This window comes from Duodenibacillus massiliensis (genome assembly GCF_928721995.1).
Taxonomy (GTDB): Bacteria; Pseudomonadota; Gammaproteobacteria; order Burkholderiales; family Burkholderiaceae_F; genus Duodenibacillus; species Duodenibacillus massiliensis.
Window position 1 is genome coordinate 1,861,652 of sequence record NZ_OV788642.1, and the last position, 25,066, is coordinate 1,886,717.

Sequence of the window (25,066 nt, forward strand, 5' to 3'; positions counted from 1 at the left end):
ATGGAAGGAAGATCTGGAAACCATTGGTCTGATTATAAGAGCCTGACGGGTGGGTTCAGAGCATGCAATGTACAATGCGACCGACATTATCACTTTGGGCGAGCGAAATGCCTTTGAACGCTTCCGCTGAGGCAAAAGCAACCGCAGAGCAAACCATATCGGCGCTCCAAGGCGGACATTATCCCTGGCAGAAAGGATGGCTTAAACGCATCCCGGGGATCTATGCGAGGTTGCTTAATTACTTGGTTCCCTATGCCAAGACAGTCATTGCAGCCATGTTTTTTATGGTGATAACAGCACTGACGTCTTCGATGATTGCTGTTTTGATGGGAAAACTGACTGACCAGGGTTTTTATGCCAAGGATGTCAATGCTCTTTGGTGGGCGCCGGCAGCTTTGATTGCAGTGGCTCTTTTGCAGGGAGGCTCGACTTTTGGAAGCTCCTATCTTCTGCAAAAAGTCTCTCAGCAGGTGCTGCTCAAGATCCGCTGTGAAATGTTTGAGAAGGAGATCCGTTGGCCGGCAGCTAATTATCAAAAATACACTTCGGGCATTGTGATGTCTAAGTACATCAACGAAGCAAGCACAGCTTTAGGGGGAGCAGCACAGCTTCTGACGACAATTGTTAGAGACTCGTTGCAACTGGTGGCGTTGTTGGGCTTGCTGATATGGCATGACTGGAAGTTAACTTTGGTGACGCTTGTGGTGGCACCGCTGATTGCAGTCATTCTTCGGTGGGTTAATAAAAAGACCAAGAAATATGGTCTGCAGACACAGACGGCGCTGGGGAACATGATGAACACGGTTCTTGAGGCATATCAAGGACAGCGAATCATCAAAATTTACGATGCTTACGAAAAGGAGCAGACGCGGTTTCGCGGTGTTAATGAACTCTTGTATAAATTGTCCATGCGTATGCAGGCAGTGACTGCAGCAGGAACGCCACTAACCCAGTTTGTCACAATGGCCGGTGTTTCCATCGTTGTCATCGTGGCACTGTTGCAGGCGCAGGCAGGACATTTGACACTCGGCGATTTCATTACTTTTTTGTCTGCCCTGCTTTTATTAATGAATCCCGTTAAGAAGCTTTCTGCACTCAATGGTTCTGTTGCGAGAATATCGGCTGCCGCAGAAAGCCTGTTCACAACGATGGATGAGGCGACAGAAAAAGATCCAGGCAATATGGAATTGCCTCGTCTTTTGGGCGGTGTGAGGTTTGAACATGTAGGCTATCGATATGCGGGAGCAGGACGACAGGCCCTTACGGGTGTCTCTTTCGACGTTAAGCCCGGGGAGACGATCGCTTTTGTAGGTGCATCTGGTGCTGGAAAAACAACACTGATTAATCTTGTTCCGCGATTTTGGCAACCGACGGAAGGCGAAATTTATTTTGACGGCATTCCGCAAAGCACTGTTACTTTAAAGAGCTTGAGACAGCAGATAGCGTTGGTCAGTCAGGATGTTGTGCTCTTTGATGACACGATTGCAGCAAACATTGCCTATGGCATGGAAAACGTGTCAGAAGAGGACATAAAGCAAGCTGCGGATGCTGCATATCTCACGCCTTTTATCCGCGAACTTCCCGAAGGCTTAAACAGCCCGGTTGGTCCTGCGGGCCAAAAACTCTCAGGTGGACAGAAGCAGAGAATTTCCATTGCCAGAGCTTTATTGAAGAATGCTCCAATTCTTCTGCTGGATGAAGCCACAAGTGCGCTGGACACTGAAAGTGAGAAATATATCCAGCTTTCGTTGGACCGTTTGATGAAGGGTAGAACGACTTTTGTCGTCGCGCATCGTCTGTCAACTATTATGGGTGCAGACAAAATTGTCGTTATTAAAGAGGGCAGAATCTGCGAGATGGGGCGGCATGAAGAACTTCTCGCAAAGAAGGGGGCTTACGCTCACCTCTACAACATTCAGTTTGTGCAAAAACCCACAGAAGACAAGATTCAGTCAGCCTGATGTCCGGTAGGACAGTTTATTTTGATCGGATTTGAAAAAATGAGTATTAAGTCAGACAGATGGATTCGCAAGATGGCGGCTCAGGGCATGATTGAGCCTTTTGAACCTAATCAGGTGCGCTATGTCGACAACCGAAAGATTGTCAGCTACGGGACATCGTCTTACGGCTATGACATCCGCTGTGCCAACGAGTTCAAGGTCTTTACCAACATCAATTCGACCATCGTTGATCCGAAGGATTTCGATCCGGCCTCATTTGTGGATGTTGTAAGTGATGTCTGCATCATTCCTCCCAATTCCTTTGCGCTGGCCCGTACCGTTGAATATTTCCGAATTCCCCGCAACGTACTGACGATTTGTTTGGGTAAGTCCACATATGCCCGCTGCGGCATCATCGTGAACGTGACGCCGTTTGAACCGGAATGGGAAGGGTACGTAACTTTGGAGTTTTCAAACACTACGCCTTTGCCGGCTAAGATCTACGCGAATGAAGGCTGTGCACAGGTCCTTTTCTTTGAAGGGGATGAGGAGTGTGAAACGAGTTATCGGGACAGAGGCGGAAAGTATCAGGGGCAGGTTGGTGTTACTCTCCCCAGGACATAAAGCTGAAAAAACAGGGTTGTCTTCCTTGATTTTATGCTGGAAATTGCTGATAATACGCCCCTTCCCGGTTTGGCACGTGGGCGCATGCCCGTCGTAAGACCGCTCCGTCAGCAGACGGCTTGATATATAGCGGCAGGCGCGCAAGGCAGCCAGGGCGACCGACTAATTAATCGGAATTTTTATCAAATGAAACCCAATATTCACCCCGAGTACCGTGAGGTTGCCTTCGTTGACCTCTCGATCAACAAGACCTTCATCATTTCGAGCTCTGTTCAGACGAAAGAGACCATCGAAATCGACGGCAAGACCTATCCGCTCTTCAAGCTCGATACCTCTTCTGAAAGCCATCCGTTCTACACCGGTGCTCAGACCCGTATCGTTGAAGCCGGCCGTGTTGAAAAGTTCCGCGCCAAGTTCGCTGCGAAGAACCAGGAACTCAACGCCGCTGCTGCCAAGGCAAAGGCCAAGTAATTTCGGGCTCTTTGAGGTTTGCGTCTGACCGACGCAAATTCTCGGAAAAAGGGGCAGAAGGACGCAAAATCATAATTTTTGAGTCCGGCTGCCCTTTTTTCATGGCGTTGAGCACCTTATTATTGCCCTGTGCTGTTCCGGCCCTGCTTTTCCCCGATTATTGGAAAGTTCATGCTTGACCTTCGCCCGATTCCCGCCAACGTCAGCTCAACGGCTGCTGCCAAGCTACCGCGTTTTCTGTTGCTGGCGATTCTGATTCTCTTCATTGTTCCGGGGCTCTTTGACCGAGCTGTCTGGACCGTGAGAGAAGGGGCCGCTTTCGGACAGTTTTGGGAGATGGCGCACGGTGACTTCGTCTCCTGGCTTTTCCCTATGGCTTCCGGTCTTGTGATCACGGATCACGGCCCGCTTTCCATTTGGGCGGGGGCCATCCTGATGCGGCTGCTGGGGAATGAATTTACCCCCGTGGTGGCAGCGAGAATTACGGCCTGCCTGTGGTTTGCCATCACAACCGCTTCGATTTGGTACGGAACGTGGTATTTGGCGCGTCGTAAAGAAGCACAGCCCTTGGGTACAATCTTTGCAGACCAAGCGACTTACCGGGATTACGGACGCATGGTCGCTGATGCCGCCACACTCTTTTTCATTGCTTTGTTCGGGCTCGTGATCCGGTTGCGAGAGCCGACATACGATTCCGCAGAACTCGCGTTCTGCTCTTTGGCTTTCTTCTCCTGCGCCTGGGCACTTACAAGGCCCTATTTTGGGGCGGCATTGGCAGGTGTCGCCTGTGCCGGTCTGATGCTTACGGCAAGTCTCATCTTGGGGATTGCGGCGCTTTTAGCCTGCCTTTTCAGTTTTCTGATGCTCCCTACGCGGGGAAAGACCGATAAGAAACTGAGCATCACGCTGGCGGTCACTGTTCTTTTGTTTTCGCTTTGGCCGCTGGCTGCCTGGGTGACTTCGTCGGAAGTGATCAGCGACTACTTCCTTCTTTGGGCTCAGAAGCAGGTTGAGTATTTCGGGTTTCTCAGTTTTGAGGAACTGGACTGGTTTGTCCGTCATGTGCTGTGGTACCTGTGCCCAGTGTGGCCGTTTGCCATTCTCGGCTTCGTGAAGTGGCGAAAGCACAAGACGGCGCCCTTCATGGCCTTACCGGCTGTTTTTCTCTCGGTGTGGTTTGTGGGCTTTTTGGTGTCGGGAAGCCTCAGCGCTGAAGATCTCTTAAACCTCATCATTGCCCCGCTTTGCACGGTGGCGGCCTTTGGGCTTATCTCCGCCAAACGCTCTTTTCAGAGCATGCTCGACGGCTTTGCTCTTACGATCACGACGCTCGGACTGCTCGGTGTATGGGCTTACTGGTTTGCCTGGCTGATGGGCTTTCCGCCCAAGATGGCTAAGTCCATCATTAATCTTGCGCCGACCGCGCAGGCATCGGAAGCCGGATTCCTCGGAATTCTTTTGGCTTTAACCGCAACGGTTGCCTGGTGCTGGGTCGGATACAAGCGTCTGCAGCGTCGCTCGCCCGTTCTTTGGAACGGTCCCTGGCTTTCGGCCGTCGGTATGGTGGTGCTCTGGATTGTTGTCGTGAACCTTTTCACGCAGGCCGTAAACGAAAACCGCAGCTATGAACCGGTGGGACAGGCCGTGCGTGCTCAGCTTGATAAGCTGGGATTTCAGCCCGATGACTGCTTAAAGATGGTCAGAGCTTCTCAGGGTGTGGCGTCCCTTATTTCCTATTACGGGCACATGCCTGTAACCGCCGGAAAATCGATGGTCTGCCGCTTTGAGCTGCTGCGTTTTGACGTGGATGACAAGAAGTATCAGCCGCTTCTGAAAGACCGTGCCAAAGACATCATCAAGCGTCCGAGAACCGACGAGCGTTTCATTGTGCGGCGCTTTTATCCCGGATCCTTCTTCTTCATTGAATCGGGAAATCCTCAGCGGCTCTGAGGCGGGTTAACGGCAGTCGGCAAAGAGGTCGAGGCGGTTGGTGCAGACCGCATCAACGCCGAGAGTAAAGAGCGCATCAGCAGTGTCCGGTGAATCTACCGTGTAGCACATAACCCCAAGCCCCATGGCATGCGCTTCTTCCACAAAGTCGGGAGTAACGGACTGCCAGTCGGGATGCACCGTCTTTACGGCAAGTTTCATGCAGGCTTCTTTCCAGTCTGTTGGGATCCCTTCAAGAAGAAGTCCTCTCGGAATTTCAGGTGCCTCAACGGCAGCCGCTGCCAAGGCGTTTCTTGAAAACGAAGAAAGCAGGGGAAGGCTTTTTCCTGCAAAGAGTTTCCTCACAATCCGCACGGTTTCCTGAGCTGTTGCCTGGGCTGCGCTTTCGCTCGCGGGCTTAATTTCGATGTTCATGAAAAGCCCGTTGGCTTCGCATGTTTCAATCGCTTCTTCCAGGGTCGGAATCCGTTCTCCGGCCCATTTTTGTGCGGTCAGTGAGCCCGCGTCAAGCGTTTTGATTTCTTTGAGCGAGAGACTTGCAACAGGGGATGCGGACTTAACGACACGCCCGAGAACCGGGTCGTGGGAGAGGACGGCAGCGCCGTCCGCGGTGAGCATGACATCGGTTTCGATACCTTGAAAGCAGAAGTGCCGAGCTTCCCGGAATCCGGCCAGCGTGTTTTCGGGAGCCAGTGTTCCGCCACCGCGGTGCGCTATAAACCGCGGATAAGGCCAATGAGAATTTGGGGCCGCGGCGGAAACACTGGACATGGAACTAACCTCCCTTACGCATCATGTCGAAGAACTCGTTGTTGCTCTTCGTGCTGCGGATTTTATCGAGAAGGAATTCCATTGCCTCAATTTCATCCATGTCGTAAAGAAGTTTTCTGAGAACCCAAACCTTCTGAAGAACGTCGGGCTTGAGGAGCAGCTCTTCACGGCGCGTACCGGAGCGGTTCACATTGATGGCCGGGTACACACGCTTTTCGGCAAGACGGCGTTCCAGATGGATTTCCATGTTGCCGGTGCCTTTGAATTCTTCGTAGATGACATCATCCATACGCGAGCCCGTGTCGATCAGGGCCGTTGCAAGGATCGTGAGCGAGCCGCCTTCTTCAATGTTGCGGGCAGCACCGAAGAAGCGCTTCGGACGCTGCAGGGCATTGGCGTCAACGCCGCCCGTAAGGACCTTGCCGGAACTCGGGATCACGGTGTTGTAAGCACGCGCAAGACGCGTAATGGAGTCCAGAAGAATGATGACGTCCTTCTTGCTTTCGGCAAGGCGCTTGGCTTTTTCAATGACCATCTCGGCCACCTGGACGTGACGCGTGGCGGGTTCATCAAAGGTCGAAGCCACAACTTCGCCTTTGACGGAGCGCTGCATTTCCGTCACTTCTTCCGGACGTTCGTCGATCAGAAGAACGATCAGAACGCAGTCGGGGTGGTTTGCGGTAATGGCGTGCGCGATGTGCTGCATCAGAACCGTCTTACCGGACTTAGGGCTTGCAACGATGAGGCCGCGCTGGCCCTTACCGATCGGGGCAATGATGTCAATCAGACGCCCCGTGAGGTTTTCCTCACCGCGCATGTTGCGTTCAAGCTGCAGCGGGACGTTGGGGAAAAGCGGCGTCAGGTTTTCAAAAAGCATCCTGTGTTTGACGGCTTCCGGTGCCTGACCGTTGACGGTGTCAACCTTTACAAGCGCAAAGTAGCGTTCGTTGTCTTTGGGCGTACGCACTTCGCCTTCAATGGAGTCGCCCGTGTGCAGATTAAAGCGGCGGATCTGGGAGGGCGAAATGTAGATGTCGTCCGTGGAGGCGAGATAGCTCGTATCGGGACTTCTCAGAAAACCGAAGCCGTCGGGAAGGACTTCAAGGGTACCGTCGCCGAAAATCTGTTCACCGGCTTTGGCGCGTTTTTTGAGAATCGCAAACATGAGTTCCTGTTTGCGCATGCGCTGGGCATTGTCGATCTCAAGCTCCATCGCCATGTCAAGCAACTGGCTGATGTGCAGAGTTTTGAGCTCTGAAAGATGCATTTTTGATAATAGGGAAGAGTGAATCCGCCGTATCCGGATTCAGAAGCCGTATACGGCTTCTGTGTGAGGAAGCGGATTTTTAACGCAGGGAACTTCCCGGAAGGCGGGAAGAAAACGGCGCCGCATCGCACGGCGCCGTGACATTTTATCAGCAGTACTGCTCGATAAAGGCGGTGAGCTGGGCACGGCCCAGGGCACCGGTGTGCTGGCCGATGATTTCGCCGTTCTTGTAAACGAGGATGGTCGGGATGCCGCGGATGCCGTTTTCGGTGGCAACCTGGTTGCTTTCATCAACGTTGTACTTGGCAACGACAACCTTACCGGCGTAGGTGTCGGCAGCTTCCTCAAGAAGCGGGCCGAGCATACGGCAGGGGGCGCACCACGGAGCCCAGAAGTCAACAAACACGGGCTTGTCGGCAACCTGCTTGACTTCGGCGTCGAAGTTGGAGTCGTTTACGACACGGATGTTTTCGCTCATTTTTGATGTCCTGTAAAAAAGATGGAATTTGGGGAGACGTTTCTGCGCCCTGATCGCGCATTTCCGCAGAAATCCATGAATGCTGCGGCTCTTCGCTAGGTATGGGAATAAGCAGGGACAGACAGAACCTCTCGAATCAAGGGGCTCACGGAACTGCTCTTAAGCATGCGGGCCCGATGCGTTAAATGTGAGATGCACTATACAAAAAAACTGCGGCTCAGACAAGATTGATAGCCTATAGCATCGGTAGACCCAGTGAGGCTGAAGTAGGGATAAAGGCCTATTGGAGAAGAGGGAAGACTCAGGGCAAAATTAGAGTTTGGTCGTGCATGGATATTTCCTTCACGAATCCCGATGTGCTGCAGGCGGGAATAACTGCAGGGCAGGCGACAAAGATGATTGTTCCTTTCTCATACTGTGCAGGAGATTTCTTGCAATGAAAAACAAACTTTTTGCTGTGGCCGCTGCGTTGACTGCAGCCGTAACGTCTTTTGCTGCTCAGGCGGCCGAAGAACTGCGTGTCGGGACGCATCCGACGTTTGCGCCGTTTGAATTCATGGATACGCACACCCGTGAGTATGTCGGGTTTGACATGGACCTCATCCGTGAAATCGGCAAGCGCGCGGGCTACGACGTCAAAATCGTCAACATGGGCTTTGACGGTCTGATCCCGGCGCTTTTTTCCGGCACGATTGATATCGCGGCATCCGGCATCACCATCACGGAAGAGCGCAAGAAGAAGGTTGACTTCTGTGATCCTTACTATCAGGCAGGTCAGGGCCTTTTGGTCCGCACGGAATCGTCCGGTACCTACAAGGACTTAAAGAGCCTCGAAGGTAAGGTTGTTGCCGTTCAGATCGGCACGACCGGCGCGGATCTTGCCAAGACCATTAAGGGCGCTGAAATCAAGGCCTTTAATACGGGCGCCGAAGCCTTCATGGATCTGAAGATGAGGGGCAGTGAAGCCGTCATCACGGACCGTCCGGTGATCGGCTACTTCATGGTGAAGAATCCGAAGGCAGCCAAGGGCCTGACGCTTCAGAAGACGCGTCTTGATGCCGAGTACTTCGGCTTTGCCGTAAAAAAGGGCAATAAAGCCGTGGCAACGAAAGTCAATGATGCGTTGCGCTCGATGAAGTCGGACGGAACCTATCAGAAGCTCTATCAGAAGTGGTTCGGTGCTCAATAACCAAAAAAGAGCCTTGGTATAATTCAGTGGTAAAAAATAGGAGAGGGCGGGATACGTCTTCTCCTTTTTTGCAAGCTAAAGATTAAAAGCTCTTTGTCCTGCCTTTTTGAGTAAATTTAAATAAATGATTCTCCAAAATATAACTTTTGAACAAGATCAAGGCATAGAAGCACATGATCTTTTCTACCGCGGCAATGCAGTTTGTGATAAAAGGAATAAAACACTGTATTTTAGAAAGGGGCAGGAAGAATTATTTAATACGTTTTTCAATTCTTTGTCAGTAAAAACATGGAAAAAAGAATGTGGAATTAATCATGTTTTTATGAAGATAAGAGGTAGCGGTAAGTTTATCGTCAGATTTGGTTTGCAAAAGGCGTATAAGCCGATTCTTTGGTTGGGAGATCACCAGGTATCATTGGAAGCAGATGAGGCTTGCATTGACATGCCGTTTTGGGAAGACCTGGAGCAAGGACTGGTTTTTGTCGGTGTTACAGCTATCAGTGATGGTGAGATATCTGGTGGTGGCTTTTTTACAAACGAACCAACTAGAAGAGACATTAAGTTGGGGTTGGTGATAACACACTTCAATCGAAAAAAATGCGTGATACCTGCGGTCCATCGTATTTGCCAAGATGTTTTAAACGATACGAGATATTCAAATATTTATTTGGTGGTAGTTGATAATTCTAAAAACTTGACTAGGCATGAACTGGAAAGTAATGACAAAGTCTATTTGATACCTAATACAAATGTTGGAGGTTCGGGGGGCTTTGCTCGAGGTTTGCTATATCTGAAAGATAATGGTTTTAGCCATTGTCTTTTTATGGATGATGATGCTAGTTGCCATGAGGAAAGTATTAAAAGAACTTATGCTTACTGGTCTTATGTTGTTGATGATCGATCAATGGGCATAAGCGGAATTTTATTTGATGAGAATTTTCCTGTCACGGTATTGGAAGCAGGTGGGCGTTGGAGCGAGCGAGGAGGTTTTGGTGTTTTTCAAAAGAAAAATGCTGGTTCTATTGACGATTTAACAGTAATGGATAGCCTTGGGTACTCGGCTAATTATGGGGCCTGGTGTTTTTTTTCGTTTTCTGTGAAATCCATTAGTCACTATCCCTTTCCGTTTTTTGTCCGTGGTGATGATATTCTTTTTTCTCTGCAAAATAATTTAAAAATTATTACGCTCCTCGGAGTGTCTACATGGGTTGACAGTTTTTCAAATAAGGAATCAGTGTTTACGCAATATTTGTCTGCTCGCTCTCAGTTGATTATTTCAATTTACGCCAAAAGAGCATCTGCGAGATCCTGGTTCAGGCTTTTTGTATCTCAAAACAGAGGGTGCGTAGGTTCTTATAACTATGCTTTGTCCTATGCAACCTATAAAGCGTATCAGGATATATTGTGTAAAACTAACCTATTTACTGAAGACATGACGGGGGAGAAGTTTAGAGGAGAGTTGCAGGATATCCCTGCATTTGATCATGTTATTCCCTTTATAGAGTTTCCTCAGAAGATGTTGAAGAAGCGTTTTTGGATGGGGCCAATGAGAAAGATATCTTTAAATTGTGTATTGTTGCCTCGTTTTCTTTTAGGGAGCAGAGCTTTTGTAAAAAAATGGCAGCCATTAACTTGGAAGTTAACATGTTTTTATCGTGATTGCTATTGTTATAACAATGATGCGGGCGTGATGACATGCTTTCGTCATAATAAAATAGAAATTATCAAGTCATTTTTTCGGAACTTTTGTATGGGGGTGAGAATTTTTATGAAATTCAGATGCTGTAATAAGAAATACGAAACCCAACTTGAGAAGTTGACTACCGAAAACTTTTGGAGGAGATATTTTGAAAAAAACGACAGATAGTTTTAAGTAAAAATAATTTGGATTGTTTTGGATGGTTTGATCTCTAGTTTGAGCTAGGGTGCTCGGTTTTCAATGCTTTTATTGGCTATCAGTAAGTTTCGATAATGCTTTCTTTGAATAATGAGCCAAGCAATAGCATGAATGAAAAACACTAGTGTTTGGCTGTTTTTGTACAGCTCAGCCATTGTTGAAATAATAGTTTTCACATATAATGCGCGCTCGGCGGGTCCCCTCGCATGAAAGCTCTGTGAACCTGGTCAGGTCGGGAACGAAGCAGCCACAGCGGAAGTCTTTCAGTGCCGAGGATAAGGCTCGCCGTTTTTGTATCTTCAAAAATCTGCCGATCGGCCGTTGCGTGCCTTAAACTCTCCGCTGCAACCGTTACTCGGCGCACAGTCTGCTGGGTATTGCTGAGGTCACCCTTTCAGGATCGTTTTCATGAGCTACCAGGTACTTGCCCGCAAATGGCGTCCGCATGACTTTGACAGTATGGTCGGTCAGGATGCCGTTGTTGCGGCACTCAAGCATGCACTGGACGAAAACCGTCTGCATCATGCCTACCTTTTTACCGGCACGCGCGGCGTGGGTAAGACAACGCTCTCCCGTATTCTTGCGAAGTGCCTTAACTGCACGGGAGAAGACGGCAAAGGGGGCGTGACCTCGCACCCCTGCGGCAAGTGCGAAGCCTGCCGGGCGATTGACGAAGGGCGTTTCGTTGACTACATCGAAATCGACGCGGCCTCCAACCGCTCCGTTGAAGAGATGACCGCGCTTTTGGAGCGCGCGATGTACGCTCCCACGCAGGGCCGCTACAAGGTCTACATGATCGACGAAGTGCATATGCTCACAACACATGCCTTTAACGCCATGTTAAAGACCCTGGAAGAGCCGCCTGAGTATGTGAAGTTCATTCTCGCCACAACTGATCCTCAGAAAGTGCCGATGACGGTGCTTTCCCGCTGCCTGCAATTTAACTTGCGCAATATGTCACCGCAGGCCGTGGCCGATCACATGGAAAATATTCTCAAGCAAGAGGGAATCGAAGCCGAACGATCAGCCCTTTTGTTGCTCGGCAAATGCGCGCGCGGTTCCATGCGCGATGGGTTGAGCCTTCTGGATCAGGCAATTGCTTATGCAGCGGGTCCCGTGACACTTAAATCCGTGCGTGAAATGCTGGGTGTCATCGGGGACGAGGCCCTTGTTGACCTCATGATGCATGTGGCTTCCGGCAACACGCAGGCGGCGCTTGCTGAAGCCGAAAAGTTGGGTTCCGAAGGGCTTTCCTACACGGAAGCCGTGCGGGCGATGGCGGGGCTTTTGCACCGCGTGGCTTTGGTACAGCGTGTGCCGGAACTTCTGGACGATGAAGACACGACGTCTGCCGGCATCAGGGCTCTGGCAAAAGCCATGACCCCGGAAGAAGTGCAGCTCGATTACCAGATTGCACAGCAGGCACGTAACGATATGCCGCTCGCGCCGGACGAATATGCCGGCTTTACGATGGCCATTCTCCGGATGATGGCGTTTAGGCCGGCGGGAACGCGCCTCGGCCTTAAGGTACCGGAAAAGAAGGAAACGGCAACGACTCCTGCGGCAACCGCTGCTGCAGCTGCGGCGCCGGTTCAGCCGGCAGAACCTAAACCGCAGGTTGCTCCTGAAATCGCCGAACCACCGGCGGTGCATGAACCCGACATTGTCGAACCCAACATTTCGGATATGCCGCCGCCCTGGGAGGACGACGGGGGAGAGCACGGCGCCGGTTAAGTCACTGCACACCAAAAGCCCTGAGGTGATACCGCTTCCGCAGGAAGTCCACCCTTCGGCGCTTTTGCTTAACTGGCGCGAACTGCTGTGCAGAACCAGTCTTAAGGGACTGGCAAAAGAAGTGGCCGCTTCAAGCGCCGTGGATGAGCTCGATGACCATCACGTGCTCCTGGCGGTTGCCTCACAGACGTTGGTCAACGAAGCCATTCAGCAGGAAATCCGTGAGGCCATCGAGAAAGCGCTCGGACACCCCTTTGCCGTGCATTTTGCGCCGCGGGAAAGATCTCAGGATGAGCCAAGCGTCTCACTTTTAGTGGAAACGGAACGGCGAAAGGCGCGTCTTGCGATGATCACGGCCTTCAAAAGTGATCCTTTTGTGCAAAAATGCGTGCAACTACTACAGGCGAAAGTCATTGATGCCTCGGTGAGGGATATGACGGACGCTGAAATTAAGGAAACAGAGACTTATGCGTGGAAACATTCAGGGACTGCTGGCGCAGGCCCAGAAAATGCAAAAAAACGTTGAGCGCCTTCAGGCTGAGCTCGGCAACATTGAAGTGACCGGTGAAGCCGGTGCGGGCGCCGTGAAAATCACGATCACCTGCAAGCACGAAGCCCGGCGCGTTGAAATCGATCCGAAGCTTCTTTCGGGCGATCCTGATGACAAGGAAATGCTCGAAGACCTCGTGGCAGCTGCCATTAATGATGCAGCGCACAAGGCCGAGGCCCTTTCGCAGCAGAAGATGAAGGAAGCCACGGCGGGGTTGCCGCTGCCCCCCGGGTTCAAGCTCCCCTTCTGATTGCATTAAGAAACAAGAAAACCCGGTGCGGATGGCGCTTCTGTCAGCCATTTGGCGCCGGGATTTTTTATCATCCGCTTTTTCTGATTTATTCCTTTGAGATCATCGTCGTATGAGTAGCTGGGTTGATGTCCTGGTTTTGGCCTTTCTCTTTTTTATGAACGGCGTTTTCGCGATGAGCGAAATTGCGCTCGTCACGAGCCGCCGTGCGCGTCTGCAGGTGATGTCTGAGGACGGAGACAAGAGGGCCGATACAGCGTTGAAACTCCAGAGTGACCCGACCTGGGCGCTTTCCACCATTCAGGTGGGGATCACCTCCATCGGCATTCTCTCCGGTATTGTGGGCGAGTCGGCACTTGCAAAACCCCTTGCGGATTTTCTGATGGGCTTCGGCATTTCGCCGGAAACTTCAAAACTCATCGGCATCGTGACGGTGGTGGTGCTTGTCACTTACTTCTCCATTGTGTTCGGTGAACTGGTTCCCAAGCGCCTGGGACAGGTCAATCCCGAAACCGTTGCCTGCCGTGTCTCGGGTTCTTTGAAGCTCCTTTCCGTCGTGATGAGTCCCTTTGTGAAGCTTCTTTCCGTTTCCACCGAAGGCATGCTCAAGCTTTTCGGTCAGTCCGGGAAAGACCAGGCAAGCGTCACGGAAGAAGAAATTCACGCGATGATTGAAGAAGGCAGTGAATCAGGCGTCATCGACATGTCTGAGCGCGATATGGTGCGTAACGTCTTCCGTTTAGACGACCGTCAGGTGGGGTCGCTGATGACGCCGCGCGCGGACATTGAATGGATCGATCTTGAAGACAGCCAGGAAGAAAACGTCCGCAAGGTGCAGACTTCGATGAGTTCGCGCCTGATTGTCGCAAGCGGCAGCCTCGATGACATCAAGGGCTACTGTACGACGCGCTCCCTGCTGCAGCAGATGCTTGAGGGCGGCAAACCCGACTTCATGAGTAACCTCACGCCGGCCACTTATGTGCCGGAATCCCTTTCCGGGATGGAATTGCTGGAGCAGTTCAAAGTGACGGATACGCAACTTGCGCTCGTTGTGGACGAGTACGGCGGCGTGGTGGGGTTGGTTACGCCGCGCGACCTTCTGGAAGCGATTGCCGGTGAATTTAAGCCCGCAACGACGGATGACGCCTGGGCGGTGCCCCGCAACGACGGCTCGTGGTTTTTGGACGGCATCATTCCCGTCCCCGAATTAAAGGACTGCCTGCAGATTAAGGCGGTGCCCGAAGAAGAGCAGGGGCGTTACAACACATTGTCCGGCATGATGATGGTGCTTCTCGCGCGGCTTCCGAAGACCGGCGACGTTGTGCGCTGGGCCGGCTGGAAGTTTGAAGTTGCCGACATGGACGGGCGCCGTATTGACAAGGTGCTCGCAACACCGATCCGCGCCGATATCAAGCCGACTGACGTTTCTGCCGTGCGTACCGGAACAACCGCTGTTGCCGCTCAGGCTGCTGTCGGTGAAGCCAAAGCTAAACCCGCCAACAAAACGGTCTGAGGATAGAGAATGCAGTGGATTGAAGCGCTTCAGGCGGCTTTTTTAGGAATTGTCGAGGGGCTCACGGAGTTTCTGCCGGTGAGTTCCACCGGGCACCTCATTATCGCGGGTGACCTCATCGGGTTTCACACGGGGCCCTCCGCGGACACCTTTTACATTGCAATTCAGGCGGGCGCCATTGTTGCCGTGTGCTGGCACTACCGGGAGAGGATTTTCGCGATTTTGAGAAACCTCTTTGTGCCCGGGAAAGAACAGCGGCTCGCCGTGAACACCGTGATCGCCTTTATTCCGGCGGCTTTCCTCGGGGTACTCCTTTCCTCAACGATTAAAGCCTACCTCTTTAATCCGGCGGCGGTAGCAGCGGCCCTTATCGTAGGCGGCATTCTGATTCTCTGGATTGAACGTGCTCATGAAAAAAGCGGCAAGGCGCCGCGCGTGGCTTCCATGGACGACATGACCTGGAAGGACGCGGTGGGTGTGGGACTGATGCAGTGTTTTGCCCTTATTCCCGGCACCAGCCGCTCGGGTGCAACGATTATCGGGGGACTTGTTTTGGGGCTCTCGCGCAAGGCTGCAACGGAATTCTCGTTTTTCCTTGCGATCCCGACGATTTTCGGCGCAACGGTCTACGACCTCTATAAAAGCCGTGAGGTGCTCTCTTTTGATGTGCTGCCGTCCGTTGCCATCGGCTTTGTGGTGAGCTTTTTCTCCGCCATCCTTGTGGTACGGTGGCTGCTGCGCTTTGTGAGTACGAACGACTTCCGCGTGTTCGGCTGGTACCGTATTGTCTTCGGTATCGTGGTTCTTGCGCTGTGTGCTGCTGGACTTGCCGATTTCTGAGTACAGACCGGCAGGAAGAGCTCTGGTGTTGAGACAACAGAGCTCGTTCTGAGAGATTCCTTTTTATTTCAGCAGGGCCGACCGGATATTCCAATCCACTTTGGCGCGCTGAGCAGCACTGAATCTTGCCTGCGCCCGGAGTGTATCTGTGCACACGGCGGGTTTGAGTACGTCGCTGCTGAACCGGAAGCAATTTGTTTTTCCTGCTTCTTCAACGGTGGCAATGCCGGCTGGTCCGATGGAAAAGCCGTATTTGCCGATACCGAAAAAGCCGTAGGTGAATTTTCTTGTCGGCCGGGCGAGGTTCTGGCCGTCTTCAGCGGCCGGAGTTTGCCCGAGTGATAATCCGATCAAAGTCGGAAAGATGTCCCGTTGTGTGACCCAGCGGTTTTGGTCAACATCTCCTAAGGGGGTTCTGACCGCTTCGGGAACCCAAAAAAGCACAGGGACCCCGAGGTGATGATGCCACGCCCCGGCTGCAGGATAGGTAAAGCGGGCATTATGGTCGCCCGTTGCAGCAATGATCGTTTTTGAAAGAAGCCCTGATTTGCGGGTATCACCGATAAACCAGCCCAGCCAGTCGGTTGCATATTGATAGGTTCTGAGTTCCTGAACAAACTCGTCTTTGGTTTTGTCCCGGACAATAACCGCAGGGAGCAGATCCGGATCCACGGGCAGTGACGCACGCCCGTCCGGTACTTTGTGCGGCGGGTGATTGGTCGTGGACAATAAAACCAAAAGTAAAGGTTGTTTTACTGCGTCTGACTGAGCGAGCAGTTTCCGGGCGTACTTAAACATCCATTCGTCACCGACACCCCAAGTACCGGTTTGGGCTTCAGGAAACGCCGCCATGATGTCGGAGGCGCCGAACACCTTGTCAAAGCCGTGCAGCGGCAGTGTTTCATTAAGGCCGCGCCAGTTGGCAGAGCCCGCACTCAGGAAAACGACTTTGTAACCGGCATTTTTAAAGGCCATGACTTTGGCAAACGGGAAAGGTTTGTGTCCGTAACGGCTCTGCGAAAGCGGCGTATAGGGCGTATCAAACAAGATGCCTTCCAGTGCCGGAAATGTTCCGCTGCCGATTGTGAGTCCGTTTCGGAAAACCCAGGCGTCATCGAGTTCACCGCTCAGCCTTCCGAGCATGTTGTTTTTTCCGGGGACATGCGCTTCAAATTCGTCTCGGCCCATGGATTCCATTACAGCGAGCACAACGTGGGGCTTGACCGCCGGAGCAGAAGAAACCGACCGGGACTCAGGGGCGCCGAGTACCTTATTGACGGCATTGATGTCGGGGAAGCCCAGTTTTTTCAGGCCTCCTTCCGGGCCGTCATTAAACGACAGTGCCTTTTGCCCTTTCCATGCTTCATATAGCCCGATGGCACCGTTGGGAACACATTGATTGATGAAAGGGTGCGTTGAGACAGCGAGATTTTCATAGCGAAGCGGAAAGGTACTGAGACTTCCTCTGAGCATCACCCCAAGAATTACGGAAAGTAAAGCAGCCGCGGAAAAAAAGCGGATCCATCCGCCGGGGGTGTACCGGACGCCGGGGTACCACGCCAAGACAAGCGGCAGCAGCGTGCAGATTAAAAAGAAGAGGCTGTACTGCAGGATGGGCCAATCGGAAACCAGGGTAGCAATAATGGCGTTGGTGTCGTCCTGAAAAAGTCCGAAGATGACGGTGGAGATGGGGGTGCCGTAAAAGCGGAAAAACTCAACGTTGACGAATCCCAAAAAGAGCATTACGCCGCCGCCCAAGAGTCCCAAAAGAACGGATGCCGTACGGCAGGCTTTAAAGCGTGCACCGAAAAGCCACAGTACCCAGGCCGGAAGCATCAGCATGGAAAGCCATCGTGCGTCAATTCTCAGTCCCATCCAAAAGGCAGGCGAAAAATCATCCCACGTCAGGGTGCCTGAACCGAATTCCGTGAAAAAAAAGCAGCGGATCCCTGTCAGGATCAGAAGAAAACCGAGGAAAAAGACGACAGGTTTTATGAAAAAGGAAAAGAGCGTCGGCGCATTGAAGGGGCGGGGCATCGGTATCGGCCGCAGGCGGCAGTCAGAGTTCGAATTAACGGGGGTATTTTAAAGGGTGGACGCTAGAGGTTGGAGCCATGAAAAAGCCCGGCGTCAAAACCGGGCTTTCGCGTTTTCAGCCGAAACGTTTCTTACGCTTCGCCTTTGGCGTGGCGATCCTTAAAGATCGCTTCCCAGCGCTCCACCTGCTTTAAGACCTGGTTGGGAGCCGTGCCGCCCACGTGGTTGCGTGCGGCAACAGACCCTTCAAGCGTGAGAACCTTATAGACGTCATCGGTGATTACGTCGCTGTAGCTTCTGAGATCGTCAAGCGAGAGTTCCGCAATGTCGCAGCCCGCTTCGGAGGCGTGACGCACGACGCGCCCCACGATGTCGTGCGCGGTACGGAACGGTACGCCGCGGCGGGTGAGGTAGTCGGCAAGGTCTGTGGCGGTGGGGTAACCGGCCGCCGCAGCCTTACGCATCTGTTCGCGGTTGGGGACGACGCCCGCCATCATTTCGATGAAGGCGCGCAGCGTGTCTTTGACGGTGTCAATTGCGTCAAAGACCGGTTCCTTGTCTTCCTGCAGATCCTTGTTGTAGGCAAGAGGCAGCCCCTTCATGAGCATGGCCATGGAGATGAGGTCGCCCACCACACGCGCGCACTTGCCGCGGGCGGTTTCGGGGACGTCCGGATTTTTCTTCTGCGGCATGATCGAAGACCCCGTCGTAAAGCGGTCGGGGAGCTTCACAAAGGAGAAGGGCTGGCTGATCCAGTAGACGAGCTCTTCGGACAGGCGCGAGATGTGCACCATGATGAGGCTCGCGGCCGAAGTAAATTCAATGCCGAAGTCGCGGTCGCTTACGGCGTCCAGCGAATTCTGCGCAACAGCTTCAAACCCGAGGAGCTTTGCACTGTACTCGCGGTCAATGGGGTAGGTGGTGCCGGCTAAAGCCGCAGCGCCTAAGGGCGAGCGGTTCACACGGTGACGGAGGTCAGACATACGCTCGCGGTCGCGTTCAAACATTTCGACGTAGGCAAGCATGTGGTGCCCGAACGTGACGGGCTGCGCCACCTGCATGTGCGTAAAGCCCGGCATGATCGTGTTGTATTCCTTGTGGGCCTGCGCAACGAGTACTTCCTGAAGGTGATCGAGCAACCGAATGATCTCATCGATTTCGCCCCTCAGATAGAGACGAATGTCGGTAGCCACCTGGTCGTTGCGGCTGCGGCCCGTGTGAAGGCGTTTGCCGGCGTCACCGATCAGGGCCGTAAGGCGCGCTTCAATGTTGAGGTGCACGTCTTCGAGCTCAAGCTGCCAGAGAAACTTGCCGGTCTTGATTTCATCGGTGATCGTGGCCATGCCGCGGCGGATGTCGGCAAGATCCTGTTCGCTGATGACGCCGCACTTTGCGAGCATTGCCGCGTGCGCGAGCGACCCCTGAATGTCGGCCATCGCCATGCGCTTATCGAAACTCACCGACTGCGTGTATCGGAGCACGAACTCGGAAACGGGTTCAGAGAAGCGGCCTGACCAAGCTTCTTTCTTGGCGTGCAGGGGATCGGCGGAGTTGTTGTGCTCTTGAGTCATAGCGGAGAGTCCGGCAGTGTGCGGCGTATTGCCGCGGTAAGGGATTGTGCGGCCGGGGTAATCCGGTCAAAATCCGTGGAAAAACGCGCATTCTAGCAAAAAGCACCCGATCAAAACTAGGTGTAATTGCCTGATCAGCTGTGGAATTTTGTGCTTCTGACCGTATCACGGGAAGATTCTGCAGGTGCTTTTCCGCAGGGCCGCGGGCAGTAAGGTTTGCGCAATGACGGCTTGATACAATTCCTAAATTGTCTGCGTCCGGAGTACAGAAAGGCTCGGCGCAAAAAGAAAGAGCAAAGGAGAAAAGGTTCATGGCTGATCTGCAGCATTGCGTTATCGCCACGCGTGAAAGTCCGCTGGCGATGTGGCAGGCACTTCATATTCAGGACAGGCTCAGAAAGCACTATCCGAAGGCGCAGGTGGATATTCTCGGTATGACCACCCGCGGCGATCAGATCCTTGACAAGACCCTCTCCAAGGTGGGCGGCAAGGGCCTTTTTGTGAAGGAACTCGAAGCCGCGATGCTTGCGGGTGAAGCAGACCTTGCCGTGCACTCCTTAAAGGACGTGCCGATGGAGCTCCCCGAAGGCTTCGTGCTTGCCGCAGTCTGTACGCGCGAAGATCCGCGTGACGCCTTTGTAAGCCCCAGGTACGAGCGTCTTGAAGACCTGCCGGACGGCGCCAAGGTCGGAACCGCGAGCCTTCGCCGTGAACTCATGATCCGTTCGCGCTTTCCGAAGTTAAACGTGGCTTCGATCCGCGGTAACGTCGGTACGCGCCTCTCGAAGCTCGATCGGGGTGATTTTGATGCGCTCGTGATGGCAGGTGCCGGCTTAAAGCGTCTGGGCTTATCGGATCGTATCCGCCATTTCATTGAACCGGCTGAGAGTCTTCCTTCGCCGGGGCAGGGCGCCCTGGGTATTGAAGTGAGGGCTGACAACAAGGCAATCCTTGAAGCCCTTCAGTTTTTAAACGACACCGAAACCCGTGCCTGTACGATGGCCGAGCGCGCTGTCTCTCGCGCGCTGGGTGGCTCCTGCCAGGTGCCTTTGGCGGCTTACTGCATTGTTGATAAGGGCGAGTTGTGGCTCAGAGCGCACGTAGGCGACCACCGCACCGGGGAATGCATCCGGGCCGAGGCCCGAGGCGCCTTTGCCGATCCCGAGGGCCTTGCCGCCACGGTTGTGGCATTACTCGAAAAGCAGGGTGCGCGTGCGCTTCTTGAGAAAGTTCTCAGAGAAACGGACGCCTGAGTCAGAAGCTCGTTAACAATCCAAACACAGAGAAGAATGTCAGGGAGTTCTGTTGAAAACAAGCAGCGGCCGGTGATTCTGACGCGCCCCGGCGCGGCAAACGACCGGCTGGCCGATCTTTTGGAATCCGACGGCGTTGAGAAAGTCTGGCGCTGGCCCGCTTTCACGATCACGCTACCCGAGGATCAGGACATCGTTTCGGACCGCTTTGCGCATCTCGATGACGTCCAGATGGTGGTGATGGCCTCTCCTGCCGCAGTCGCTGCGGTCGCTCATTGGGTGCGCCGCTGGCCCGAGCACATTACGCTTGCCACAGTCGGTGAAGGTACGGCTAAAGTCATTAAGGCAGCCTGGGGCGACGACGTCAAGGTTCTCTTCCCCAAGGGTGACGCTGAGCACTCCGGCAGCGAAGCGCTTTTTGCGCTCGTTAAAAAGACGGGCGTTCCGATGCGCGTTTTGATTGCGCGCGGGCAGACCGGGCGCGAGTGGTTAAGCGACCAGCTGATTGCGCTCGGAGCCGACGTCGAAAAACTTGCCTGCTACGTGCGAGTGCCGATTGAATTGAATCCCCGGCAGATCCGGGATCTGGAAAAGGCCGTTAACGGTCCGTCTCCCATCGTGTACCTCACGAGTTCCGACTCAGTTGCAACGATGCTTCATGCCGTAAAGGTTGTGCCCGGCGCGCGCGAGTGGTTCTTAAAGGGCGCCGCGGTCACGATTCATCCCCGCTGTGCTGAGCGCTTAAAAGAAGCAGGGTTCGAGCACATCGAAATCACCGGGACGGACGATGAGCGCGTGAGAGGCCACATCTGCGCAAACCTTTACGCGTAAGGCGGTGCAACGGAAATTTGCGAAATTGCCTGTAATTACAGGTTCCTTTTTTCCGTTGCGGCGCCTTTTGCACTAAAATACGCCCCCTTTCGGAATGCATCATCTTTTATGGGGCCTTGTTTGACGGGCCGGATGCGTTTCTTTCACAGAATTTTTTAGCAGAGTGTCATAAAAATGGGTCTTGCCCGAGTGACTGCCGGCCGTGATGTGCCGCATGACTTTAACGTGATCGTTGAAATTCCGGCGAATTCCGATCCCATCAAGTATGAAGTGGACAAGGAGTCCGGCGCCCTTTTCGTGGACCGCTTCGTCGGTACCGCAATGCGCTATCCCTGCAACTACGGCTACATTCCGCAGACGATTGCCGATGACGGTGACCCGGTTGACGTGTGTGTTCTGACGCCTTTTGCGCTTACCGCCGGCACAGTGATCCGCTGCCGTCCGATCGCCGTTCTCGTGATGGAAGACGAAGGCGGTATTGACTGGAAGATCCTTGCAGTGCCCGTTAACAAGGTCTGCATGCGTTATTCCACCTGGAAGTCCGCTGACGACGTTCCCGCAGACGAACTCGATCAGATCCGTCACTTCTTCGAGCACTACAAGGATCTCGAACCGGGTAAGTGGGTGAAGGTGAAGGGTTGGAAGACTGCCAAGGACGCCGAAGAACTCATCATGGCCGGTGCCAAAGCCTACGAAGAAATGGACGTGAAGCCCAAGACCGCTTAATTTTCGGTTTTGAGCTCCCGGTAAAGCCCGCGGCGAACAGAGAATTCTCGTTTTCTTTGTTTGTGGCGGGCTTTTCGCTATTGTGTCATCTGTGCCGTTGTTTGCTTTGAGACTTCTTTCACAAAACGCCATGCAGACCAAAGAACCGATAAGGTGCGCGCTCTATCAGATGAACCCAAAAGTCGGTGACTTTAGGGGAAACGCTGAGAAAATTTTGTCGGCGGCCCGAAAGGCGGCCGATGCGGGTTGCTCGCTTCTTGTGACGCCCGAAATGAGCCTTGTGGGCTACCCCGCGGAGGACTGGCTTTTAAGAGACGACTTTTGCGCGAAGGCCCGGGCGGAACTTCAGCGGCTGGCGGAAAAACTCGCAGACTTCCCGGATCTAGGGGTCCTGGTCGGCGTGCCGGAAGTCGCAGAGGGACATCGCTTTAACAGCATTGCGGTCCTCAGAGCAGGCCGCATCGAGGCCCTTTGCCGCAAGCAGCATCTTCCAGAGTACGGTGTGTTTGACGAGACCCGCATCTTTACGCCGGGCAACAACACAACGGTCGTAACGGTCGAAGGCGTCAAAGTCGGCCTTTGCATCTGTGAAGACCTCTGGTACCCGGACGTCGCTCAAAAAGCTAAAGCGATGGGCGCCGAGATCCTTGTTGCCTGTAACGCGAGCCCCTACGAAGCGGGTAAGGCACGTCAGAGGGAACGCACTGTCGTAGGACATGCCGCAGCCGCAGGGCTCGGCCTCATTTACGTCAACTGCACGGGCGGGCAGGACGAACTCATTTTTGACGGCGCGAGTTTTGTTTCCGATGATCAAGGAACGATCGGCCTGCGCCTTACGGCGTTTGACGAGGAATTCGCCGTTTTTGAGACGGCTCACAGTTATGAACCGGTTGCGGCTCCTGAAGAAACTCCGGAATCCGAGCTTTATAAGGCGCTCACCTTGGCCGTGAGAGACTACGTGAGAAAGAGCGGCTTTACGGACGTGGTGCTCGGGCTCTCCGGCGGCATTGACAGCGCCGTGGTGGCAGCAGTAGCTGTCAAAGCACTGGGGGCAGAGCACGTGCACGCCGTCATGATGCCCACACGGTTTACGGCGGATTTAAGTGTCACGGAAGCAGAGAAGCTTGCCGCCAACCTCGGCATCCACTACGTCGTGCGGCCCATTGAACCGCTTTTTGCTGCCTTTGTCTCAGAGCTCTCCGCGGACTTCAAAGATCGAAAGCCCGATGTGACCGAAGAAAACCTGCAGGCCAGAATCCGCGGTGTTTTGCTTATGGCTTATTCCAACAAGTTCGGGCAGCTGGTGCTCACAACAGGAAACAAGTCCGAAACGGCCGTGGGGTATTCCACGCTCTACGGCGACACGGCGGGGTCCTTTGCGCCTATTAAGGATGTCTTTAAGACCCGTGTCTGGGCTCTGGCCCGAGAAATCAACAGGGAAGCGGGTTTTGAACTCATCCCTGAAACAATCATTACGCGTGCGCCGAGCGCTGAGCTCCGCGAAGGGCAGACCGATCAGGATTCGCTTCCGGATTACGCAGAACTCGATGCCATTCTTGCGCGCTACATGGAAAAGCGCGAGGATGAAAAGACCATTGCCCGAGAAACAGGGTTACCCGAGAGTCTCGTGCACCGCATCGTGACATTGATTCACAGAAATGAATACAAACGGCGCCAGAGCCCGCCGGGCCCCAAAGTTTCAGCGCTTGCCTTCGGCCGCGACTGGCGCTTTCCGATTACAGCAAAGATTTAATTTTCCTTGAGGACATAAAAAATGAAACTCGTTGTCGCTATCGTCAAACCTTTTAAGCTCGATGAAGTGCGTGAGGCACTCGCTGACATCGGTGTGAACGGCCTTACCGTGACGGAAGTGAAGGGCTTTGGCCGTCAGAAGGGGCACACGGAGCTTTACCGCGGCGCCGAATACGTGGTGGATTTTCTGCCCAAGGTAAAGATTGAAGCCGCTGTCGCCGATGACCTCGTCGAGCGGTGCCTTGAAGCCATCCAAAAGAGCGCCCGCACCGGCAAGATCGGTGACGGCAAGATCTTTGTGTTTGATGTGGAGCAGGTGATCCGTATCCGCACCGGTGAAACGGGCGAAGCGGCTGTTTAATTGTTCTAAGGGGCCCGCTGAGTACTTCGGGCCCCTCATTTATAAGGGCGTGTTAATGCCCGGGGTGAGTCTCGCCCTTAAGAAGTCGCTCGCCGATTTGGACGAGCTGGTCAACATGCTGATCAATGGTCTGCATGCAGACCGGATCAATGTACTGCTGATAGGGCGGCTCAAGTCTGATGGGATTTTTTCTTACGTCTTCCATCACGTCGCTTAAGGCTTTGAGCGAATGCACGTCAAAGCTTCTCAGCGACCGGCTGTCCAAAACCTCGCAGCACCCGATGGTGTTGCCCATGATGGAGGGCGTGCCGTTCCAGACGCTTTCAAGCCCCGCCGTTCCCAGAGGATCGTAAAAGCTCGCAAGAATGGTGTAGTCGCAGGCCTGGTAGAGCTTCTGCATTTCTTTGCAAAAACCAATGTACTTGACGTTTTTGTACTCGCCCTTCACAGGCCGCCCGGCAACGATGAGCGTTTCCGGATATTCCGTTTTTTCAAAGTAGGTTTTCAGCAGTTCAAAGCCCTTGCGTTTGTGGCTTGAGGAGGGAAAGAGAAAGAGGGTTCTGTCTTTCGGGAGCCCGAACTCTTCCCTTAAGGCTGCTTTATCCATGGAAGCAGTCAAGGGCTTAAAGGTCTGGGGCGGATAGATGACGGCAATTTTCTCTGCGGGCAGCCCGTAGTACTTCTGCAGTTCAATATTCATCGTGTTGGCGTGCGCCACGACAAACTTACATTCGGCGTATTCCCGTTTTTCGAGATTAATGATCCATTTGTCCCAGAAAGAGGGCGTGCGGCCCATCGCTTTTAAAAAGCCGATGTGGTTGCCCCCGCAGACAACGATCTCAGCCGAGCCCGAAAGGCAGCAGGCGATGGTAAAGGCGACTTCAGTCCGTTCTTTTTCCTTACGAAGCCAGGAATTAAGTACGCGACATGGAGTTTGTTTGGCAGCCATCGCCAGTTCATCGGGCAGACGTGAACTTCGCAATGCGGGTACGCCGGCAGCGTCGGATCGGCCGACATGGTGAAAATGACCGGTGTATGCCCTTTTCGGATCAGGCTTCAAT

General features: G+C 53.3%; 23 protein-coding genes and 1 other RNA gene. 18 read left to right on the plus strand and 6 right to left on the minus strand.

The annotated features are described in order from the left end of the window. Positions 1 to 107 precede the first annotated feature (107 nt). The 4 genes from msbA to NXF97_RS08610 all read left to right on the plus strand — a co-directional run bounded on the left by msbA (position 108) and on the right by NXF97_RS08610 (position 4,985). The gene (gene msbA / locus NXF97_RS08595) at positions 108 to 1,961 is read left to right on the plus strand and encodes a lipid A export permease/ATP-binding protein MsbA (RefSeq protein WP_274955731.1); all 1,854 of its coding nucleotides are present in this window, start codon (positions 108 to 110) and stop codon (positions 1,959 to 1,961) included. Positions 1,962 to 2,000: 39 nt separating this feature from the next. Further along, on the plus strand, positions 2,001 to 2,564 hold the full coding sequence (gene dcd / locus NXF97_RS08600; protein WP_074009150.1) for a dCTP deaminase: 564 nt from the start codon (positions 2,001 to 2,003) through the stop codon (positions 2,562 to 2,564). Positions 2,565 to 2,750: 186 nt separating this feature from the next. Then, positions 2,751 to 3,035: a type B 50S ribosomal protein L31 gene (locus tag NXF97_RS08605; RefSeq protein ID WP_022374022.1), complete on the plus strand. Its 285-nt coding sequence runs from the start codon at positions 2,751 to 2,753 to the stop codon at positions 3,033 to 3,035. 171 nt (positions 3,036 to 3,206) lie between these two features. Further along, entirely contained in the window at positions 3,207 to 4,985 is a 1,779-nt protein-coding gene (locus NXF97_RS08610) for an ArnT family glycosyltransferase (RefSeq protein WP_274955732.1), read from the plus strand. A gap of 6 nt (positions 4,986 to 4,991) precedes the next feature. Here the strand turns inward: NXF97_RS08610 and NXF97_RS08615 are convergent, their stop codons facing one another. From NXF97_RS08615 to trxA, 3 genes are all read right to left on the minus strand, one after another. Continuing rightward, positions 4,992 to 5,756, minus strand: a complete 765-nt coding sequence (locus tag NXF97_RS08615; RefSeq protein WP_274955733.1) for a glycerophosphodiester phosphodiesterase family protein — start codon at positions 5,754 to 5,756, stop codon at positions 4,992 to 4,994. A gap of 4 nt (positions 5,757 to 5,760) precedes the next feature. After that, positions 5,761 to 7,023, minus strand: a complete 1,263-nt coding sequence (gene rho, locus NXF97_RS08620) for a transcription termination factor Rho (RefSeq protein ID WP_022374025.1) — start codon at positions 7,021 to 7,023, stop codon at positions 5,761 to 5,763. 148 nt (positions 7,024 to 7,171) lie between these two features. Then, positions 7,172 to 7,501, minus strand: a complete 330-nt coding sequence (gene trxA, locus NXF97_RS08625) for a thioredoxin (protein ID WP_022374026.1) — start codon at positions 7,499 to 7,501, stop codon at positions 7,172 to 7,174. 436 nt (positions 7,502 to 7,937) lie between these two features. Here trxA and NXF97_RS08630 point away from each other — a divergent pair, with 436 nt between their 5' ends. The 8 genes from NXF97_RS08630 (at position 7,938) to NXF97_RS08665 (ending at position 15,474) form a co-directional block, all read left to right on the plus strand. After that, positions 7,938 to 8,690, plus strand: coding sequence for a basic amino acid ABC transporter substrate-binding protein (locus tag NXF97_RS08630; RefSeq protein WP_274955734.1), 753 nt, complete (start codon positions 7,938 to 7,940; stop codon positions 8,688 to 8,690). A gap of 124 nt (positions 8,691 to 8,814) precedes the next feature. After that, entirely contained in the window at positions 8,815 to 10,557 is a 1,743-nt protein-coding gene (locus NXF97_RS08635; RefSeq protein WP_274955735.1) for a glycosyltransferase, read from the plus strand. Positions 10,558 to 10,778: 221 nt separating this feature from the next. Next, an RNA gene (ffs, locus tag NXF97_RS08640) (signal recognition particle sRNA small type) lies at positions 10,779 to 10,877 on the plus strand. A gap of 118 nt (positions 10,878 to 10,995) precedes the next feature. Beyond that, positions 10,996 to 12,321, plus strand: a complete 1,326-nt coding sequence (dnaX, locus tag NXF97_RS08645) for a DNA polymerase III subunit gamma/tau (protein ID WP_338031946.1) — start codon at positions 10,996 to 10,998, stop codon at positions 12,319 to 12,321. Between the two features lie 25 nt (positions 12,322 to 12,346). Further along, positions 12,347 to 12,847, plus strand: coding sequence for a hypothetical protein (locus NXF97_RS08650; protein WP_274955736.1), 501 nt, complete (start codon positions 12,347 to 12,349; stop codon positions 12,845 to 12,847). Beyond that, positions 12,789 to 13,121, plus strand: a complete 333-nt coding sequence (locus NXF97_RS08655; RefSeq protein WP_022374031.1) for a YbaB/EbfC family nucleoid-associated protein — start codon at positions 12,789 to 12,791, stop codon at positions 13,119 to 13,121. The genes NXF97_RS08650 and NXF97_RS08655 overlap by 59 nt, the downstream gene beginning before the upstream one ends. Positions 13,122 to 13,233: 112 nt before the next feature. Then, complete coding sequence (locus NXF97_RS08660; RefSeq protein WP_022374032.1) at positions 13,234 to 14,634, plus strand: hemolysin family protein; 1,401 nt, start codon at positions 13,234 to 13,236, stop codon at positions 14,632 to 14,634. Between the two features lie 9 nt (positions 14,635 to 14,643). Next, positions 14,644 to 15,474: an undecaprenyl-diphosphate phosphatase gene (locus NXF97_RS08665; protein WP_274955737.1), complete on the plus strand. Its 831-nt coding sequence runs from the start codon at positions 14,644 to 14,646 to the stop codon at positions 15,472 to 15,474. 63 nt (positions 15,475 to 15,537) lie between these two features. Here NXF97_RS08665 and NXF97_RS08670 read toward each other — a convergent pair whose 3' ends face one another. Then, complete coding sequence (locus NXF97_RS08670; protein WP_274955738.1) at positions 15,538 to 17,316, minus strand: LTA synthase family protein; 1,779 nt, start codon at positions 17,314 to 17,316, stop codon at positions 15,538 to 15,540. Here NXF97_RS08670 and NXF97_RS08675 point away from each other — a divergent pair. Next, positions 17,315 to 17,563 carry a hypothetical protein gene (locus tag NXF97_RS08675; protein ID WP_274955739.1) on the plus strand — a complete coding sequence of 83 codons (249 nt, stop codon included), beginning with the start codon at positions 17,315 to 17,317 and terminating at the stop codon, positions 17,561 to 17,563. The genes NXF97_RS08670 and NXF97_RS08675 overlap by 2 nt on opposite strands. A gap of 79 nt (positions 17,564 to 17,642) precedes the next feature. Here the strand turns inward: NXF97_RS08675 and argH are convergent, their stop codons facing one another. Continuing rightward, positions 17,643 to 19,082, minus strand: coding sequence for an argininosuccinate lyase (gene argH / locus NXF97_RS08680; protein WP_274955740.1), 1,440 nt, complete (start codon positions 19,080 to 19,082; stop codon positions 17,643 to 17,645). A 311-nt stretch (positions 19,083 to 19,393) separates the two neighbouring features. Here argH and hemC point away from each other — a divergent pair, with 311 nt between their 5' ends. The 5 genes from hemC to glnK all read left to right on the plus strand — a co-directional run bounded on the left by hemC (position 19,394) and on the right by glnK (position 24,005). Continuing rightward, complete coding sequence (gene hemC / locus NXF97_RS08685) at positions 19,394 to 20,335, plus strand: hydroxymethylbilane synthase (protein ID WP_274955741.1); 942 nt, start codon at positions 19,394 to 19,396, stop codon at positions 20,333 to 20,335. 36 nt (positions 20,336 to 20,371) lie between these two features. Continuing rightward, positions 20,372 to 21,166 carry a uroporphyrinogen-III synthase gene (locus NXF97_RS08690; RefSeq protein WP_022374037.1) on the plus strand — a complete coding sequence of 265 codons (795 nt, stop codon included), beginning with the start codon at positions 20,372 to 20,374 and terminating at the stop codon, positions 21,164 to 21,166. 174 nt (positions 21,167 to 21,340) lie between these two features. Beyond that, positions 21,341 to 21,892 (plus strand): inorganic diphosphatase, encoded by a 552-nt coding sequence (ppa, locus tag NXF97_RS08695; RefSeq protein WP_074009139.1) that lies wholly within the window; start codon positions 21,341 to 21,343, stop codon positions 21,890 to 21,892. A gap of 130 nt (positions 21,893 to 22,022) precedes the next feature. After that, positions 22,023 to 23,645 carry an NAD+ synthase gene (locus NXF97_RS08700; RefSeq protein WP_274955742.1) on the plus strand — a complete coding sequence of 541 codons (1,623 nt, stop codon included), beginning with the start codon at positions 22,023 to 22,025 and terminating at the stop codon, positions 23,643 to 23,645. Positions 23,646 to 23,666: 21 nt separating this feature from the next. Further along, the gene (gene glnK / locus NXF97_RS08705; protein WP_022374040.1) at positions 23,667 to 24,005 is read left to right on the plus strand and encodes a P-II family nitrogen regulator; all 339 of its coding nucleotides are present in this window, start codon (positions 23,667 to 23,669) and stop codon (positions 24,003 to 24,005) included. Between the two features lie 52 nt (positions 24,006 to 24,057). Here the strand turns inward: glnK and NXF97_RS08710 are convergent, their stop codons facing one another. Next, positions 24,058 to 24,954 (minus strand): glycosyltransferase, encoded by an 897-nt coding sequence (locus NXF97_RS08710; protein WP_274955743.1) that lies wholly within the window; start codon positions 24,952 to 24,954, stop codon positions 24,058 to 24,060. Between the last annotated feature and the right edge of the window lie 112 nt (positions 24,955 to 25,066).